Source organism: Promicromonospora sp. MEB111 (genome assembly GCF_030209445.1).
GTDB lineage: Bacteria > Actinomycetota > Actinomycetes > Actinomycetales > Cellulomonadaceae > Promicromonospora.
The window spans coordinates 238208-254407 of the sequence record NZ_JARVSD010000012.1 but is presented as its reverse complement, the minus strand read 5'-3'; the positions used below and the strand labels follow the sequence as shown (position 1 = coordinate 254407).

16 protein-coding genes are annotated in these 16200 nt (G+C 73.3%); 9 read left to right on the top strand and 7 right to left on the bottom strand.

Annotated elements, in window-relative coordinates; genetic code table 11:
* Positions 1-117: 117 nt before the first annotated feature.
* Together QRN56_RS15780 and QRN56_RS15775 are read right to left on the bottom strand one after the other, a co-directional pair.
* Positions 118-1584: a tyrosine-type recombinase/integrase gene (locus QRN56_RS15780; RefSeq protein ID WP_285104794.1), complete on the bottom strand. Its 1467-nt coding sequence runs from the start codon at positions 1582-1584 to the stop codon at positions 118-120.
* A gap of 107 nt (positions 1585-1691) precedes the next feature.
* Positions 1692-2945 (bottom strand): MFS transporter, encoded by a 1254-nt coding sequence (locus QRN56_RS15775; RefSeq protein WP_285104792.1) that lies wholly within the window; start codon positions 2943-2945, stop codon positions 1692-1694.
* A 171-nt stretch (positions 2946-3116) separates the two neighbouring features.
* On the opposite strand from QRN56_RS15775, the gene QRN56_RS15770 reads away from it, so the two are divergent.
* Complete coding sequence (locus tag QRN56_RS15770) at positions 3117-4019, top strand: winged helix-turn-helix transcriptional regulator (protein WP_285104790.1); 903 nt, start codon at positions 3117-3119, stop codon at positions 4017-4019.
* Positions 4020-4053: 34 nt separating this feature from the next.
* Here the strand turns inward: QRN56_RS15770 and QRN56_RS15765 are convergent, their stop codons facing one another.
* Positions 4054-4773 (bottom strand): LysE family translocator, encoded by a 720-nt coding sequence (locus QRN56_RS15765; RefSeq protein ID WP_285104788.1) that lies wholly within the window; start codon positions 4771-4773, stop codon positions 4054-4056.
* Positions 4774-4902: 129 nt separating this feature from the next.
* Here QRN56_RS15765 and galE point away from each other — a divergent pair, with 129 nt between their 5' ends.
* Complete coding sequence (gene galE / locus QRN56_RS15760) at positions 4903-5925, top strand: UDP-glucose 4-epimerase GalE (RefSeq protein WP_285104786.1); 1023 nt, start codon at positions 4903-4905, stop codon at positions 5923-5925.
* Between the two features lie 72 nt (positions 5926-5997).
* On the opposite strand, the gene QRN56_RS15755 is transcribed toward galE, so the two are convergent.
* Positions 5998-7368, bottom strand: a complete 1371-nt coding sequence (locus QRN56_RS15755; protein WP_285104784.1) for a 3'-5' exonuclease — start codon at positions 7366-7368, stop codon at positions 5998-6000.
* Positions 7369-7573: 205 nt separating this feature from the next.
* Here QRN56_RS15755 and QRN56_RS15750 point away from each other — a divergent pair, with 205 nt between their 5' ends.
* From QRN56_RS15750 to QRN56_RS15735, 4 genes are all read left to right on the top strand, one after another.
* Positions 7574-7912, top strand: a complete 339-nt coding sequence (locus QRN56_RS15750) for a hypothetical protein (RefSeq protein WP_285104782.1) — start codon at positions 7574-7576, stop codon at positions 7910-7912.
* 123 nt (positions 7913-8035) lie between these two features.
* Positions 8036-8992: a ribonuclease Z gene (locus tag QRN56_RS15745; RefSeq protein WP_285104780.1), complete on the top strand. Its 957-nt coding sequence runs from the start codon at positions 8036-8038 to the stop codon at positions 8990-8992.
* A 154-nt stretch (positions 8993-9146) separates the two neighbouring features.
* Entirely contained in the window at positions 9147-10271 is a 1125-nt protein-coding gene (locus tag QRN56_RS15740; RefSeq protein ID WP_285104778.1) for a MerR family transcriptional regulator, read from the top strand.
* A gap of 96 nt (positions 10272-10367) precedes the next feature.
* On the top strand, positions 10368-11189 hold the full coding sequence (locus tag QRN56_RS15735) for a tyrosine-protein phosphatase (RefSeq protein ID WP_285104776.1): 822 nt from the start codon (positions 10368-10370) through the stop codon (positions 11187-11189).
* Here the strand turns inward: QRN56_RS15735 and QRN56_RS15730 are convergent.
* Positions 11092-11664, bottom strand: a complete 573-nt coding sequence (locus QRN56_RS15730) for a GNAT family N-acetyltransferase (RefSeq protein WP_285104868.1) — start codon at positions 11662-11664, stop codon at positions 11092-11094. The genes QRN56_RS15735 and QRN56_RS15730 overlap by 98 nt on opposite strands.
* 161 nt (positions 11665-11825) lie before the next feature.
* Between QRN56_RS15730 and QRN56_RS15725 the strand changes: the two genes are divergently transcribed.
* Entirely contained in the window at positions 11826-13202 is a 1377-nt protein-coding gene (locus tag QRN56_RS15725) for an NAD-dependent malic enzyme (protein WP_285104774.1), read from the top strand.
* A 43-nt stretch (positions 13203-13245) separates the two neighbouring features.
* On the opposite strand, the gene QRN56_RS15720 is transcribed toward QRN56_RS15725, so the two are convergent.
* Complete coding sequence (locus QRN56_RS15720) at positions 13246-13440, bottom strand: hypothetical protein (RefSeq protein ID WP_285104773.1); 195 nt, start codon at positions 13438-13440, stop codon at positions 13246-13248.
* A 112-nt stretch (positions 13441-13552) separates the two neighbouring features.
* Between QRN56_RS15720 and QRN56_RS15715 the strand changes: the two genes are divergently transcribed.
* Together QRN56_RS15715 and QRN56_RS15710 are read left to right on the top strand one after the other, a co-directional pair.
* Positions 13553-14575 carry an LLM class flavin-dependent oxidoreductase gene (locus tag QRN56_RS15715; protein WP_285104771.1) on the top strand — a complete coding sequence of 341 codons (1023 nt, stop codon included), beginning with the start codon at positions 13553-13555 and terminating at the stop codon, positions 14573-14575.
* A 96-nt stretch (positions 14576-14671) separates the two neighbouring features.
* Entirely contained in the window at positions 14672-15241 is a 570-nt protein-coding gene (locus tag QRN56_RS15710; protein ID WP_285104768.1) for a carboxymuconolactone decarboxylase family protein, read from the top strand.
* A 1-nt stretch (position 15242) separates the two neighbouring features.
* Here QRN56_RS15710 and QRN56_RS15705 read toward each other — a convergent pair whose 3' ends face one another.
* Complete coding sequence (locus QRN56_RS15705; protein WP_285104766.1) at positions 15243-15986, bottom strand: AAA family ATPase; 744 nt, start codon at positions 15984-15986, stop codon at positions 15243-15245.
* Between the last annotated feature and the right edge of the window lie 214 nt (positions 15987-16200).

The window sequence follows — 16200 nt, the reverse complement described above, 5'->3', positions numbered from 1 at the left end:
GTCTTGCGCCCTCGACCCTAGGACGGAGCCCTCTTCCCGTTCTCGACATCAGGATCGCCGATTCCCGAGAAAAAAGTTCGGGACGCCTGGACGCGCAGGTCAGCGGCTTGCGCCGGGTCAGCCCACTCGGCTCCGCACGGCCCGGATCGGCGTGACCGCCGCCGGCCCCTCGGGCGCACCCTCGTCGGCCCTCGGTACGACGGCGGTCGCCTGGAACGCCGCGCTCATCGTCTCACCCAGGGCGTCGAGGTCGTCCTCGAAGAGCCCGGCGTAGGTGGACAGCGTCAGGACCGGCGACTCGTGCCCCAGCATCCGCTGCACCGCCTTGACGGTCGCCCCGCCCGAGATCGCCAGGGAGGCCGCGGTGTGGCGCAGGTCGTGCAGCGTGAGCGTGTCGAAGTCCTCGGCGCCCGGCCCCAGGGTGGTGCGCGACAGCGCCGTCAGCAGCCGGGTGCGGCTCACCTTCTCGCCCCGCGTCATCGTCTCGCGCGCCCGGTCCGCGTCGGCCACCAGCGCCCACGTCGCCGGGTCGCAGATGCCGGTGGCCTCCCGGCCGCCGTCCGACTGGAGCCGGCGCACCGCGGCGACCACACCGGCGTCGTACAGGCCGGTGGCGCGCAGGCCGTCCTCGTACAGTCCCAGTGCCTCGCGCAGGGTGCGGACGGCGCGGCCGGCGGCCAGGACGGCGGGCCGGAACGCCGACCGGTCGAAGCTCTCGCGCCGTAGCGCGGTGCCCCGTGCGCCGGTGAACAGCAGGTCTCCGCGTGCCCGCCCCGCCGCCTGCTCGGCCACGGCCGTGACCAGAGACGACGGCAGGGGCACCTCGCGGCGCGCGTGCGTCTTGGTGTCGCCGAGCAGGAGCGTGCCGTCGTCCAGCCGGGAGTACGCCTTGGTGACGTGCACCCGGCGGCGCAGCGGGTCGACGTCGGCCACCCTCAGCGCGCTGACCTCGCCCCAGCGCAGGCCGGTCAGGGCGGTGAGCAGCACCAGGGTGCGCGTCTGGGCCGACGCGGTCGCGTCCGCGACGCGCCGGAGCTGCTCGTGCGACAGGTAGCGGTGCGGCTTGGTCTTCGGGGCGCGCGGCAGGGCGGGCACCTTGCCCGACGGCGTCCGCGCGGGGTTGGTGCGCAGGCGGCGCGCGTCGACGGCGGCGTCGAGCAGGGCCACCAGGAGGCGGGCCGCGTCCCGGCGCCGGGCGGGCGAGGCGGTCTGTCCGGTGGTGGGTGAGACCATGGTGGCGGCCCAGCGGGCGACGTCCTCGTGGGTGACCTGCCGCAGCGGCCGGTCGCCGAAGGCCGGGGCGACCAGCGAGCGGAAGCGTTCGCGCTCGGCCTCGATGGTGCGGGGCGCACGGTCGACCCGGGCCTCCTGCCAGGTCTCGAACCACTCGGCGACGGTGACCCGGCCGGCGGACGGGTCGATCCACTCGGCGTGCTTGCCCGCCTCCTCCTGCCGGCGCGCCTCCGCGAGCGCCTCGCGCCGCACGGTGAAGCGGCGGGTGCTGCGCAGGCGGCCGTCGACCCGGTATCGGCCGATGTAGCCGGTGCGGCCCTCGGAGTCGGTGCGCTGCTCGGTGTACGCCACGGGGGCAGCGTAGTCGCGGCGTTCGGCCTGGTCGTGGTCGTGCGGGGCGTGTCGACGACGGCGCCCCGGCACGGGTCACGGACGACCGGTCACGCACGCACGACCGGTCACGGTGTGACGGGCTGCGGGACGCTCTCGTGGTCCTCCAGGTTCCGCAGCCGTCGTACGGGGCTCGCCGCGAGGATCGCGGGCCCGGCGAGCATGACGAAGGCCGACCCGAGCAGCACCGCACGGGTCCCGGCGGCCTCCGCGACTGCGCCGGCGATCAGGCCGCCCAGGGGGATGCAGCCCCAGGACACGAAGCGCACGGTGCCCATGACGCGGGACAGGAGCTCGGGCGGGCTCGCGACCTGCCGGTAGGTGCGCGTGACGACGCTGCCGGGGACCACGCTGGCCGCGAAGAGGAGGTTGCCGGCGGCGAAGCAGATCCAGCCCCAGTGGCCGACTCCCGCGGGGATCAGCAGCGCCCCCGCGAACCCGACGAGCCCGTCGAACAGCACGACGCGCGCCGAGCCGAACCGCCGCACGAGCCAGGGTGTGGCCGCCGCGGCGAGCAGCGCCCCGACGCCCTCAGTCGCCAGCAGCAGCCCGACGACGGCGGCCGGAGCGTCCAGCTCCCGGACCAGGTAGATCGCGAACAGGGCGTGCTGGGCGCCGCAGACCGTGTTGACCACGCACGCCCACCAGGTGCACGGCGCCAGGACGGGGTGGGTCGTCACGAACCGCCAGCCCTCGGCGATCCGGCGGCGCAGCGGGGTCGGGTCGTCGTCGCCCGGCTGGCGCCGTTCGGGCAGGGCGCGCAGCAGCACGGCGGAGGCGACGTAGGACACCGCGTCGAGCAGCAGCGCGGGTGCGGCGCCGACGAGCTGGACGACCAGCCCGCCCAGCGAGGGTCCGCCGAGCTCGGTCACGGCGTGCGTCCCGGACATGAGCGAGTTGCGGCTGGTGAGCTGGTCGCGCGGCACCACGGAGGTGATGAACGTGGTGCTGGCGCTGAAGAAGAGCACCTCGGCGAAGTTGAGCGTGAGCGCCACGACGAACAGCTGGGCCAGGGTCAGGTGACCGGTCCACCAGGCGAGGGGCACCGACACGATGGCGGCGGCCCGGACGAGGTCGGTGACGATCTGGGTGGCGCGCAGCGGCCAGCGCTGCACGATCGCGCCGGCGGGCAGCCCGATGACGATCCAGGCCAGGTAGGACGCCGCGGCGAGCAGTCCCGTCTCGAACGGTCCGGCGTCGAGCACGAGCACAGCGGTCAGGGGCAGGGCGATCTTCGTGACCGCCGAGCCCATGTTGCTGGTCGTCGTGGCCGCCCAGAAGGTCCAGAAGGAGCGTGCGGCGGTCGGGGCCGTCGTCGTCATGGGTCTGCCTCCACGGTGAGCCGATGGGTTCGAGAGTGAGTTCCATTGTGGAACTCACTGGCGGTACAGTGGCAGAAGGACGGCGGCGGGCGCAACGCGGCCCGGGTGCCGGGGGGATGGGCAACGGCATGGGCATGGGCTTGGGCGAGGACGTACGAGAGGATGGCGCGCATGCGCAAGGAGGACCTGGCCGACGCCGACTGCGGGATCGCGCAGTCGCTCGGCGTCGTGGGTGACTGGCAGAGCCTGCTGATCGTGCGCGAGGCCGCGGCCGGCGTCTCACGCTTCGACGCGCTCGCCCACGAGCTCGGGTTCAGCAGACGAGCCCTGACCGAGCGGCTCGGCCGGCTCGTGGACGACGGCGTCCTGGAGCGGGTCCCGTACTCGGCGCACCCGCCCCGGTTCGACTACCGGCTCACCCGCCGCGGCGAGGGGCTCGTGCCCGTGCTCGTCGCGCTGCAGGAGTGGGGGACGCGCTACGTGATGGGCGACGGCGCCGTCTCGGGCGCCGTCGGCGACGCCGAGGCGCGGCGCGTGCACGCGCTCGTGGGGACGCGGGTGCCGGACGTGACGCTCACGGCCCACGACGGCACCGCCGTCGGCCTCGTGGACCCCCACCGCTGGACCGTGCTGTTCCTCTTCCCGGGCGCCTACGCCCCCGGCACGGACGGGTACCCCACCGGCTGGAGCGACATCCCCGGCACCCGCGGCTGCACGCTCGAGTGCGTCACGTACGCCGGGCGCACCGCGGCGCTCGCCGACGCCGGCGCCCGGGTGCTCGGCGTGTCCACCCAGCGCCCCGACCAGCTCGCGGCCTTCGCCGCGCACGCCGAGCTGCCCTATGCGCTGGCCTCGGACCAGGACGGCCTGGCGGCGTCGGCCCTGCGCCTGCCGGTGTTCCGGGCCGCCGGGACGGACCGGCTCAAGCGGACCACGCTCCTGATCGCGCCCGACGGCACCGTCCGCCGGGTCCAGGCACCGGTGACCGACCCGGCGGGTTCCGTGGACGACATGCTCGACGCCGTGCGCGCCGAGGCCGGCCGCGCGGAGACCGGGCAGCCCGCGCGCGGCTAGGTCCGTGCTGCGCGGCCAGGTCCGTGCGGAACCGTCAGATCGCCCGGGCCTGCCCTGTCAGCGCGTTCCAGCCGATGCGTCCGCCGAGGGCCAGCAGCACGACGCCGGTCACCCGGTCGGTCACCCGCGCGATCGCGCGCCCGGACAGCCACCGCTTCGCCAGGCCCGCGGCGTTGATCAGCAGCGCGAGCCAGGCCAGCCCGAGCACGTCGTGCTCCACAGCCAGGAGCAGGCCCATCAGGAGGTGCGGCACGCCGTCGGGCAGGAACTGGGGGATCGTGGCCAGGTAGAAGACGCCGACCTTGGGGTTCAGCAGGTTCGTCGTGGCGCCGAGCGCGAAGGAGCGCCAGGTCGAACGCCCGACCCCCGGTACAGCGCCGGGCAGGACGCCAGCCACAGCACCGGGCACAGCACCGGGCAGAGCGCCGTCGACGCCGTCGGGCAGCGCGTCGTACCGCCCGGCGCGGAAGCTCGACCACAGCATCCGGCCGCCGAGCCACGCGAGGTAGGCCGCGCCCGCCAGGGTGAGCGCCCGGTAGGCCGTCTCGGAGGCGGCGAGCACCGCCGTCGCGCCGACGGCGGCCGCGACTCCCCAGGCCAGGACGCCCGCGTTGATGCCGAGCGCCGTGGCGTAGGCGTGCCTGCGGCCGCTGACGACGGCGGTCCGCAGCACCAGCGCGCTGTCCAGGCCCGGCATGATCGTCAGGGGGATCGCGACCAGCGCGAACAGGAGCATCGCCTCAAGGACCGTCACGCGCGCGAACGTACCAGTGCCCGCCCCGCCGTTCCCCGCCCCGCCAGCGTCTGTCCCGCCAGCGTCTGTCCCGCTCCTGCCTGTCTCACCGATGACCGGCACGTGCGGACGAGCCGGTAGTTTGGAGGCATGCGCGTTCTCGTCTCCGGTGGAGCCGGCTACATCGGCTCACACACCGTCCTTGCCCTGGTAGCCGCCGGTCACGACGTCATCGTGGTCGACGACTTCTCGAACTCGAAGCCCTCGGTGCAGGGCCGCCTGGAGGCGCTCGCGGGTCGCGCGATCCCCTTCCACGGGTTCGACCTGACCGACGCCGACAAGACCGAGCGGCTGTTCGCGCACGAGCGGATCGACGCCGTGATCCACTTCGCGGGCTTCAAGGCCGTGGGGGAGTCGGTGACGAAGCCGCTGGAGTACTACCGCAACAACCTCGACTCGACGTTCGCCCTGGCCGCGTCGATGGCGAAGTACGGGGTCACCAAGCTGGTGTTCTCGTCGTCGGCCACGGTGTACGGCGAGAAGGCCCCCGTGCCCTACCGGGAGGACTACGAGCACCTGTCCTCCTCGTCGCCGTACGGGCAGACCAAGGTGATGATCGAGCGGGTCCTGTCGGACATCGCGCAGATCTCCGAGGGCTGGAAGGTCGCGCTGCTGCGCTACTTCAACCCGGTCGGGGCGCACCCGAGCGGTGACATCGGCGAGGACCCGCAGGGCATCCCGAACAACCTGATGCCGTTCATCGCGCAGGTCGCGGTGGGCCGGCGCGAGCGGCTGACCGTCTTCGGGGACGACTACCCGACGGCGGACGGCACGGCCGAGCGCGACTACCTGCACGTCACCGACCTCGCCGCCGGGCACGTCGCCGCCCTGGAGCACCTGGACGACATGGTGGAGCCCGCCCGCGCGTTCAACCTCGGGACCGGTACCGGTACGTCGGTGCTGGAGCTGCTGAAGGCGTTCGAGCGCGCGGTCGGCCGCGAGCTGCCCTACGAGATCGGCCCGCGCCGCGCCGGGGACCTGCCCGCCTTCTGGGCCGACCCGACGCGGGCCAACACCGAGCTGGGCTGGCACGCGACCAAGACCATCGACGACATGTGCGCCGACACCTGGCGCTGGCAGTCCCGGAACCCCGAGGGGTTCCCGGGCAGCTGAGCCCTGCCGTCGCTGGTCGGGTCCCTGGCGACGCTGCCAGGGCACCCGACCGGTTGGGCGTGACCGGACCGGTCAGACCAGCGGGTTGCCGATCGGCGGCGTCTCCAGCCGGTCGAAGTCGAGCTGCGGCACGCCCTCGTCCGGGTCCGGACCGAGCGGCGGCCTGGACCCGGCGCGAGAGTCAGCGCGAGATTCCGTCCGCGGAGCCGGCATCAGGATGGGCCGCAGCTCCGGGCCGAGCGCGGACCGCGAGTCCTGGCGGGAGGTGCGCTCGTTCGCCGCCGGCTCCTCGCGCACCGTCTGGCGCATCGTGCGGTCCACCGGCTCGGCGTGCGCCTCCTCGAAGGCCCGCACGATGGACCAGGGCAGGCGGATGTAGCCCTCGACGTCGAACCCGTTGGCGATGGCCCAGGCGCGCATCTGCGCGGGGGTCGCCCGGCCGCGGCCGTCGGTGGGCTTCTTCGACCCCGACTCGTCCACCAGCTTGGGGAAGTCCACCGGCGTCGCCTCGACGATCGGCTCGATCACCGAGTCCCGGGCGCAGCCGATCGTGTCGGCGACCCGCCACAGCTCCTGACGGGCCTCCAGGTGGTAGCGGTCGGCCTCGATCGCCTGGCGCACCAGCGCGTCGAAGAACGCCTTGCGGGCGGCGGCCGCCGCCTCGGGCGTCAGCCGGTACAGCGGCTCGGCCTCGGCCAGCCCCGCGGCGGTCTCGATCGTCAGCCGGCCGTCCTGGAGCGTCTCGGCCAGGAGCGACAGGTAGCCGTTGGTGCGCACGTCCGCGACGGCGGCGATCGCGTCGGCCAGCGGCTGGCCGCCGAGCGTCGTCAGCACGCCCGGACCGCGACGGCCGGGCCACGGCCGCGGGGCGTCGGCGGCCCGCGTGGGCCCCTCCGGCCACGGGTAGACCCAGGCGCGCAGCGTGACCTGCAGCAGCTCGGGCAGGTCCGGCAGGCCGGTCGCGCTCTGCACGAACCGGGCCAGGAGCCCGGCCACGGCCCGCGCCTCGCTGAGCGGGCTGGAGTTCGGCAGACCGCCCTCGTACGGGACCCCTGCGGCGGTGCAGCAGTCCGACAGCCGGCGGTGCACCAGGCCGGGCAGGTAGTGGTAGCTCGCGTCGATGATCGTGAGCTGGGCGAGCGTGGGCAGCTCCCAGCCCAGGTGGGACAGCTCGTTGCGCAGCACCTCGATGCCGAGCCGGCCGTTGTGGGTGACGATCGCCATCTGCGACAGGCGCTCGCGCAGGGTGGCGGCGACGTCGGCCAGCGCGATCCACGCGCCGTCGGGGTGCAGCACCGCGGACCACTCGTCGACCACCCCGCCGCGCTCGTCGACGCGCACGACGGCTATCTCTCGCAGGCGTGCCCCAGCAAGCTGGATCCCGGTGATCCGGGTCGACACCGCTGCGTACGCGGGCTTGCCCACGCGTTCGTCCCTCGCCATGCGCGTCCTTTCTCGACAGCCGTGCCGCCGTTGGCGCTACGACGCGCCACAGGGTGCCATCTGCGCGAGAGTCCTGAAAGTGGAGATCGTACGAATATGTCGGATTCTGTGAAAATCACTACCAAAGATAGCGGACCGCCCCCCGATTATTAACACTTGCGGTGGGTGTTTGGCCACCGTCCGGGGCAGGGCAAAAGGGGAGGTCATGATGCTGGCGAAGCTTTCGGTCATGGACTGGCGCGCCATCGCGGCGCTCGCGTTCGCTCTTCCGTACGTCGCGCTGACACTGGTCGGTGATCGGTTCGGGTGGCTGCAGCTCTCGACTTCCGACGCTCTGACCAGCCCAGTCACCATTGTGGCACTGGGCTGTCTGCTTGCCGGAGCAGGCCTCGCGCTGACTCCGGTGCTGCAGGGCGGGGCGTACCCGGTGCTGAACATCCTGGTGGGTGGCGCGATGCTGGCGGGCTTCGGCTGGGCCGTGCTGGTGCTGGCCCAGGCGCGGTACGGATGCGACCCGCTGAACGTCTTGCCCGGCTGCGGGTGATCTTTAGAAAGTTAAGACCCTCGCCGCTATCGGGTGATATCGGGCAGGTGTCAGATGGCTTGCCGGACGCTCCGCGGGGAGATTTCCCGTGCCGACGACCGCTCGCCGGGACACAATGCGAGCGTGTTCCAGCGTCCAGCCCACCATCGTGTCTCGAGCCGCGAGCTCGTCGCGCTCGGCACCGCGAGCCAGGTGCCCACCAGGACCCGCAACCACAACGGCTACGTGCTGTTCTGGGACGACGAGGTCATCCTGTTCGACCCGGGCGAGGGGTCCCAGCGCCAGATGCTGCACGCGGGGATCTCCGCGACGGCGCTGACCCGGATCGCGCTCACGCACCTGCACGGCGACCACAGCCTGGGCCTGGCCGGCGTGGTGCAGCGCATCAGCCTGGACGCGGTGCCACAGACGGTGCCGGTGACCTTCCCGGCGTCGGGCCGCCGCTGGGTCGAGCGCCTGTGCGACGCCACCGCCTTCTACCACCAGGAGCGGCTCGCGCTGCAGGGGCTGAGCCGGGACGGCGTCGTGCCCCGCGTGCCGGGGGAGCTGCACGGCCCCGCGGTGCTGCGGGCGGCCCGGCTGGACCACTCGCTGGAGGCGTACGGGTACCGGCTCGACGAGCCGGACGGCCGCCGCATGGTCCCGGAGCGGCTGGCCGCCGCGGGCATCCATGGGCCCGACGTCGGCCGCCTCGCCCAGGAGGGCACGATCGGCACGCCCCACGGCACGGTCCGGCTGGAGGACGTCAGCGAGCCGCGGCCCGGCCAGTCGTTCGCGTTCGTCATGGACACCCGGATGTGCGACGCCGTGCCGAGCCTGGCTGACGGCGTGGACCTGCTCGTCATCGAGTCGACCTACCTGGACCGCGACCGGCACCTCGCGCACGACCACGGGCACCTGACCGCGCTGGAGGCGGCGACGGTGGCCGCGCGGTGCGGGGTCCGGAGCCTGGTGCTGACCCACTTCTCGCAGCGGTACACCGATCCGACCGAGTTCGAGAGGGAGGCACGCACGGTGTTCGACGGCGAGCTCACGGTCGCGTCCGACCTGGACCGGGTGGCGGTACCGCGGCGGCGGTGAAGCGCCGGCAGTGTGTCAGGTAGCGGCACTTCGCATGCCTTGACGCAACCTGTTGCTTCTACGCAACGGCATCTCGATCCCCTTGACCTTCACCCTGGGGGAACCGCCAGTCTCCTGAGCACCGGCGACCCGCGCCGGGGACGAGGATGACGACGTGGAGCACCTGAGCATCGGCGAGTTCGCCCGGACGTCCGGCCTGACGCCCAAGGCGTTGCGCCTGTACGACGAGCTCGACCTGCTGCGGCCGGATCGGGTGGACCCGCTGACCGGCTACCGCTGGTACGCGCCGGCCCAGCTCGACCGGGCCCGCCTGGTCGCACGGCTGCGGCTGATCGGCATGCCCCTGGCCCGCATCCGTGCGGTCGCCTCCGCGCCGGCAGGTGTGGCGGCCGACCAGGTGCGGGCGTACTGGCGTCAGGTCGAGGCCGACACGGCCTCACGCCGCGACATCGTCGCCTCCGTCGTCGAACACCTGCGCACGAAGGAGACGATCATGCAGATCTCAGGCCCCACGCTTACCGCCCGTAGCGCCTGGCGACTCGGCCAGGGCGCCCGCGCGGCCCAGCAGGACGCGCTCTACGCGGGCGGCTCCCTGTTCGTCGTCGCCGACGGGTTCGGGCCGCACGGCAGCCCCGTCCCGGCCGGTCTGGCCGTCGACGCCTTCGCCGCGATGGATGCCCCTGTGGGCACCACCACGGGCACCACGGTGGACGCCCCCTGGACGACGGCGGACGGCGACCCCGCGGCCGCGCTCCTGGCGGCAACGGCCGAGGCGAGCCGGGCGATCACCGCCGAGGCGGCCACCCTGCCCGACCCGCACCACTTCGGCACCACCGTGACCGCCGCGCTGCTGGTCGGCTCGACGCTGTTCAGCGCGCACGTCGGCGACTCGCGCCTGTGGCTCGTGCGGGACAGCCGGGCGGAGCGGCTCACCCGGGATCACACGGTGGTCGCGGCGCTGATCGAGGAGGGCCGGCTGACCGAGGACGAGGCGCGCTCCCACGAGGACCGCAACCTCCTGAACCAGGCGCTCGTCCCGGTCGGGACCGGCGGGCACTCCGACGCAGGGCCCGACCTGGCCACGACCGAGGTACGGGCGGGTGACCGGTTCGTCCTGACCGGCGACGGCGTCCACGCGGTCCTGGCGGCGGACCACCTCGCGGCCCTCCTGACGCGTGAGGGCGACCCCGACGCCGTCGGGCAGGAGATCGCCTGCGCCGTGGAGGCGGCGGGCGCCCCCGACAACTACGCGCTGGTCGTCGTCGACCTCGACGCCTGAGTTGGACGCGCGACCTGGACACCTGACCAGGACGCGCTGTCCACGGGCAGTTCTACCCGTTGACCTGCCCGTGGACCCCCAACCACGATGCCGCACATGAGCAACCCGGTGAACCTCCAGGTCTGGGACGGCGCCGTCAACCTCCGCGATCTCGGTGGCCTCCCGCTGGAGGACGGCGGGACCACCGCCGCAGGGCGCGTCTGGCGCTCGGGCGCTCCCGAACCCATGACGCAGACCGGCTGGGCGGAGGCCGTCGACGTCGGGCTCACGACCGTCGTCGACCTGCGCAACCCCGCCGAGGTCAAGCAGGCGCACGACCTCATGCCCGACGCCGTGCGGCCCCGGGAGCTCGTCACGCACAACACCCCGACCGAGGACCCCGGCGACCCGCACTTCCTGGAGACCTGCGGCCCCTGGCTCGACCACCCGCGCTCCTACGCGCCGAACACCGCGATGTACCCGCACCTGTTCGGCGGCGTGTTCCGGGTGATCGCCGACGCCCCCGGGCCCGTGCTGGTGCACTGCGCGGCCGGCCGCGACCGCACCGGGATGATCACCGCCCTGCTGCTGTCGCTGACGGGTGTCGAGCACGAGGCGATCGCGCAGGACTACGAGCGCGCCTTCCGCGGCACCACGCACCGCGGCGGCGGCGTGGCCTACGACGTCGAACGCGGCGCCTGGGTGCAGCACCGCGGCGAGACGTGGACCGCCCGGCAGCTCGACGAACGCGTCGGCGAGCGCCGTGCGGCACTGCTGGACTGGCTGGCGGAGCTGGACCCGGTGGCCTACCTGCGGTACGCCGGGCTGGACGAGGGCCGCATCACGAGCCTGCGGGGGCTCCTGCGGAAGCAGAGCCGGCAGTCGAGCCTGCCACCGGCAGCCCGGCAGACGGCGCCGCCGGCAGCTCCAGGGTCATGAACACGCTGTGCGGGTCCAGGGTGTAGCTCCCGAACGGCCCGCACTCGACGAACCCGTGCCGGGCGTAGAGGCGGCGGGCGGCCGCGAAGTAGTCCTGCGACCCGGTCTCCAGGCTCACGCGCGCGTACCCGCGTCGCGTGGCCTCGGCCAGGACGGCGTCGAGCAGCGCCGAGGCGACGCCCCGGCCGCGGGCGTGGCCGGCGGTGCGCATGGACTTGATCTCGCCCTCCGGCTTCGCGTCGTCCCCGCCGATCTGGCCGTGCCCGCCGATCTCGCTGAGCGCACCGCACCCCAGCAGCGCACCGTCGTCGTCCCGGGCGGTCCAGAAGGTGATCGTCGGGGCGAGCAGCGCCGTGTGGTCCAGCGCGTGGACGCTCTCGGCCGGGGAGGTGGCGAACATGTCGGTGAGGTGCTCGTCGAGCAGGCGCAGCACGTCGTCGCGGGCGGGGGAGTCGGGGGAGACGTTCACGCTCATATCCTGCACGCCCCATTCCTGCGCGAAGCTCGCCGGTGCGCCGTCCGCATGGCGGGCTCGTGTGGCGCACGTCACGTCGCGGGGGTAGGAATCTCCAGGTGCGCGCACGCCCGCGCGCCGCGTGCCGGCCGATGAGGGCCGGAGGATCGAGGAGAACAACGATGTCGCTGCCCAGCCCGAGCTACACGATCACCCTGCGCGTGGAGGTGGCCGCGTCGCAGCGCGCCACGAGCACGGTGGTAGCGGCGGTAGCCGACGCCGGGGCGGCGGTCATGGGCGTGGACATCGCGCACTCGACGTCGCACGGACTGGTCGTGGACGTCACGTGCGACACGATCGACGCGGAGCATGGGGAGCGGGTCGTGGCAGCGGTCAACGCCGTGGAGGGCGCGGAGGTGCTCAAGTCGAGCGACTCGACGTTCCTGATGCACCTGGGCGGCAAGATCGAGGTCACGAACAAGGTGCCGCTCAAGACGCGCCGCGACCTGTCGCGCGCGTACACGCCCGGGGTGGCGCGGGTGTGCCTGGCGATCGCGGACAAGCCCGAGGACGCGCGCCGGCTGACGATCAAGCGCAACACCGTCGCCGTGGTCACGGACGGCACGGCGGTGCTGGGCCTGGGCGACATCGGCCCGGCCGCCGCGCTGCCTGTGATGGAGGGCAAGGCGGCGCTGTTCAAGGAGTTCGGCGGGGTGGACGCCTGGCCGGTGTGCCTGGACACGACCGACACGGACGAGATCGTGCGCATCGTCAAGGCGATCGCGCCCGTCTACGGGGGCGTCAACCTGGAGGACATCGCCGCGCCGCGGTGCTTCGAGATCGAGGCGCGGCTGCGCGAGGAGCTGGACATCCCGGTGTTCCACGACGACCAGCACGGCACGGCGATCGTGGTGCTGGCGGCGCTGGTCAACGCCCTGAAGGTGGTCGGCAAGGACCTGGGGGACGTGCGGATCGTCGTGTCCGGCGTCGGGGCCGCGGGCAACGCGATCATCCGGCTGCTCAAGGCGCAGGGCGCGCGGCACATCGTGGCGTTCGGCCGGGACGGCGCGCTGCACCCGGGCGTGGTCACCGACGACCCGCACCGGCGCTGGCTGGTCGACAACACCAACGTCGACGGGTTCTCGGGCACGCTGCAGGAGGGCCTCAAGGGCGCGGACGTGTTCATCGGGGTCTCGGCGGGCGGGATCCTGTCCGGTGCGGACGTGGCGCAGATGGCCCAGGACGCGATCGTGTTCGCGCTGGCCAACCCGACCCCGGAGGTGGACCCGCTGGAGGCGGCCGAGTCTGCGGCGGTGGTGGCGACCGGACGCAGCGACTACCCGAACCAGATCAACAACGTGCTGGCGTTCCCGGGCCTGTTCCGGGGGCTGCTCGACACGGGGGCCACGGACATCACCACGGAGCTGCTGCGGGTGGCCGCGGTGGCGATCGCCGAGGTGGTCGCGCCGGACGAGCTGAACAGCGCGTACATCATCCCGGGGGTGTTCGACCACCGGGTCGCGGACGCCGTGGCGGACGCGGTGCGCAAGCAGGTGTGAGCTCCTGCCGGGCCACGCCTGTCGGTGTGGCCCGGCAGGCGTGTCAGCCGATGCTGCCGATCGTCGAGTTCACGATGCCGCTGACGACGGCAGCGGTGCCCAGGACGAGGACGAGCAGCGCGCCGGTGGAGGCCACCAGGGGGATCCACCAGCGCACGGTCTCCGGCTGGGTGCGACCGTAGAAGTGGTCGGGCTGCGCGGAGGTGGTGCGGTCGAGGAAGGCGTCGTTGTTGCTCACACTGATAGAGACGTCCGACGGGCTCGAAACGATGCCCGCGTGCCGATAACGGTTCGGGAACGGTCGTACCGTCCCGGGACGGGACGAGCACCCCGGGAGAGTTGAGGTCAGCGTGAAGAACATCGGGTTCCTGTCCTTCGGTCACTGGACGCCGCATCCGCAGTCGGGCACCCGCTCGGCGTCGGACGCGTTGCTGCAGTCGATCGACCTGGCCGTGGCCGCCGAGGAGCTGGGTGCCGACGGCGCCTACTTCCGGGTGCACCACTTCGCGCGGCAGCTCGCCTCGCCGTTCCCGCTGCTGGCGGCGATCGGTGCGCGCACCAGCCGCATCGAGATCGGCACGGGCGTGATCGACATGCGCTACGAGAACCCGCTGTACATGGCGGAGGACGCCGGTTCGGCGGACCTGATCTCCGGCGGGCGGCTGCAGCTCGGCATCAGCCGTGGGTCACCCGAGCAGGTCATCGAGGGCTACCGGCACTTCGGGTACGAGCCGGCGCCGAAGGACGCCGGCGGCGCGGACCTGGCCCGGGAGCACACCGCCCGGTTCCTGGAGCTGCTCGACGGCGAGGGCTTCGCCGAACCGAACCCGCGCCCCATGTTCCCCAACCCGCCGGGGCTGCTGCGCGTCGAGCCGCACTCCGACGGGCTGCGCCGGCGGATCTGGTGGGGCGCCGGCTCCCGCGCGACGGCCGAGTGGACGGCCGCCCAGGGCATGAACCTCATGTCGTCCACGCTGCTCACCGAGGACACCGGCGTGCCGTTCCACCGGCTGCAGGCCGAGCAGATCAAGCGGTTCCGCGACGCCTGGGCCGAGGCCGGGCACGAGCACGAGCCGCGCGTGTCCGTCAGCCGCAGCATCTTCCCGATCACCGACCAGCGCGACCGGCAGTACTTCGGCATGGAGGTCTACAGCGAGGATCAGGTGGGCCACCTCGACACCGGCCCCGCCCGGTTCGGCAAGACGTATGCGGGCGAGCCCGACGCACTGGTCGAGGACCTGCGCGAGGACGAGGCGGTCGCGGCCGCCGACACGCTGCTGCTGACCGTGCCCAACCAGCTCGGCGTCGACTACAACGCGCACGTCATCGAGAACATCATCAAGCACGTGGCGCCGGCGCTCGGGTGGCGGTGACCCGGCTGCGGCTCTGACGGGGACGCCGGTGGGCGGGCGACGATCTCACCCGCCCACCGGCTGTCGGGCCGACGACGGCGGTGGGACGCTGCAAAGATGACCATCATCAGGACTCCCGAGCCCGCCGAGGCCACCGGCGCCTGCGCCGAGGGGTACGCCGGGGATCTCCGCGAGCTCGGCTACGTGCCGAGCCACACCCGGGTCATGGCCGTCAACCCGCAGGCGCAGCGCGCGTTCGAGGACCTGACCGGCGCGATCGTGCCCAGCATCGGCCTGCGCCTGTACGAGCTGGTCACTCTCGCCGCCGCAGGCGCCCTGCGGTCGCAGGCGTGCCGCCTGGCCCACGGGCGCAAGTCCCGCACCGTGTTCGACGACGCCCAGCTCGAACGCATCGCCCTCGACTACCACGCCGCCGGACTCAGCGAGCTCGAGGTCACCGCCATGGAGCTCGCCGAGCGCATCAGCCGCGACTCAACCGCGCTGACCGAGCAGGACACCCGGCGGCTGCGCGACCTCGGGCTCACCGACCGGCAGATCGTCGACGTCGTGCTGGCCGCCGCCGCCCGGAACTACTTCAGCCGCGCCCTGCACGCCCTCGCCGTGCCACCCGACGTCCCGCCCGACCTGCCCGAAAGCCTCCGGGAGGCGCTCCTGACCGGCACGTGAGCTAGGCCGCGCAGGGGTTGGCGGCCCGGGCGCCGGCCGGCGCCGGCTCCGGGCGGCGCGCAGCCACCACGACCGAACGCCGCCGGACCAGGTCACGTACCTGCCCGAACGCGTCGCACCGCTCCATCAGGTGCACCGCCGACCACGGGCCCCGCGGACCGCCGGCCGCCGCCGCGAGCAGCGAACGCTGCGCCGTCCACCGCTCCCAGTGCCGCACGAACTCGTCCGGCTGCACCACGCGGCCCCGGTCCAGCTGCCCGTCCAGGGCCTCCGCCAGCGACACGTCCACGGCCACCAGCACCGGGTCCCACCCGCACCGCCGCGCCAGCAGGCCCAGCAGCTCCCGACGGCGTTCGCGGGTGGCGGTGTCGTGCACCAGCAGGGGCCGGCCCGAACGCGGCCCGGCCAGGAGGCTCAGCACGGTCGCGACGGCGTGCAGGGTGTGCGCCACCCAGCGGTAGGCGACGTACGGCACCCAGGACGGGAGGCGGGCGGCGATCCGACGCCGGTAGCGGTCGGGGTCGAGCACCACCGCGCGAGGGACGTCCGCGGCGACGTTGGCGAGCAGGGTGCTCTTGCCGGCGCCCGGGACGCCGCCCACGACGATCATCAGCGGGCCGGCGGGGCTGGCGGCGGAGTGTTCGGGAGCGTGGTCAGGAACGGGTTCCGGGGCGCGGCCGCGAGCGCCGTCGGAGGTGTCAGGGGAGTCGGGGACAGGACGCAGGAGTGGGGCGGGTGTTGTCACGTGGTCCTCCATACGTAGGGGGCCGGGTGAGCAGCATCGCGCGAGCCGATCCAGGATCACCGGGAGCGCCCTGAGAGGGTGCTGGACCGGGTTCACGGACCGGGATGTCGAGCCAGGGAGATTCGTGTGCGCCGACGCACGTCAAGGGTTGGGGAGCACCCTGGGTCACAGACATCGGACAGTTGCTCATTGCTGCTTCCATAACGTGCGACGA

Bases quoted from the DNA above. Each gene is read 5' to 3' on its own strand.
- QRN56_RS15755 (WP_285104784.1), bottom strand. From the start codon at position 7,368: ATGGCGAGGGACGAACGCGTGGGCAAGCCCGCGTACGCAGCGGTGTCG.
- QRN56_RS15750 (WP_285104782.1), top strand. From the start codon at position 7,574: ATGATGCTGGCGAAGCTTTCGGTCATGGACTGGCGCGCCATCGCGGCG.
- QRN56_RS15710 (WP_285104768.1), top strand. From the start codon at position 14,672: ATGACCATCATCAGGACTCCCGAGCCCGCCGAGGCCACCGGCGCCTGC.
- QRN56_RS15775 (WP_285104792.1), bottom strand. From the start codon at position 2,945: ATGACGACGACGGCCCCGACCGCCGCACGCTCCTTCTGGACCTTCTGG.
- QRN56_RS15735 (WP_285104776.1), top strand. From the start codon at position 10,368: ATGAGCAACCCGGTGAACCTCCAGGTCTGGGACGGCGCCGTCAACCTC.
- QRN56_RS15725 (WP_285104774.1), top strand. From the start codon at position 11,826: ATGTCGCTGCCCAGCCCGAGCTACACGATCACCCTGCGCGTGGAGGTG.
- galE (WP_285104786.1), top strand. From the start codon at position 4,903: ATGCGCGTTCTCGTCTCCGGTGGAGCCGGCTACATCGGCTCACACACC.
- QRN56_RS15730 (WP_285104868.1), bottom strand. From the start codon at position 11,664: ATGAGCGTGAACGTCTCCCCCGACTCCCCCGCCCGCGACGACGTGCTG.
- QRN56_RS15770 (WP_285104790.1), top strand. From the start codon at position 3,117: ATGCGCAAGGAGGACCTGGCCGACGCCGACTGCGGGATCGCGCAGTCG.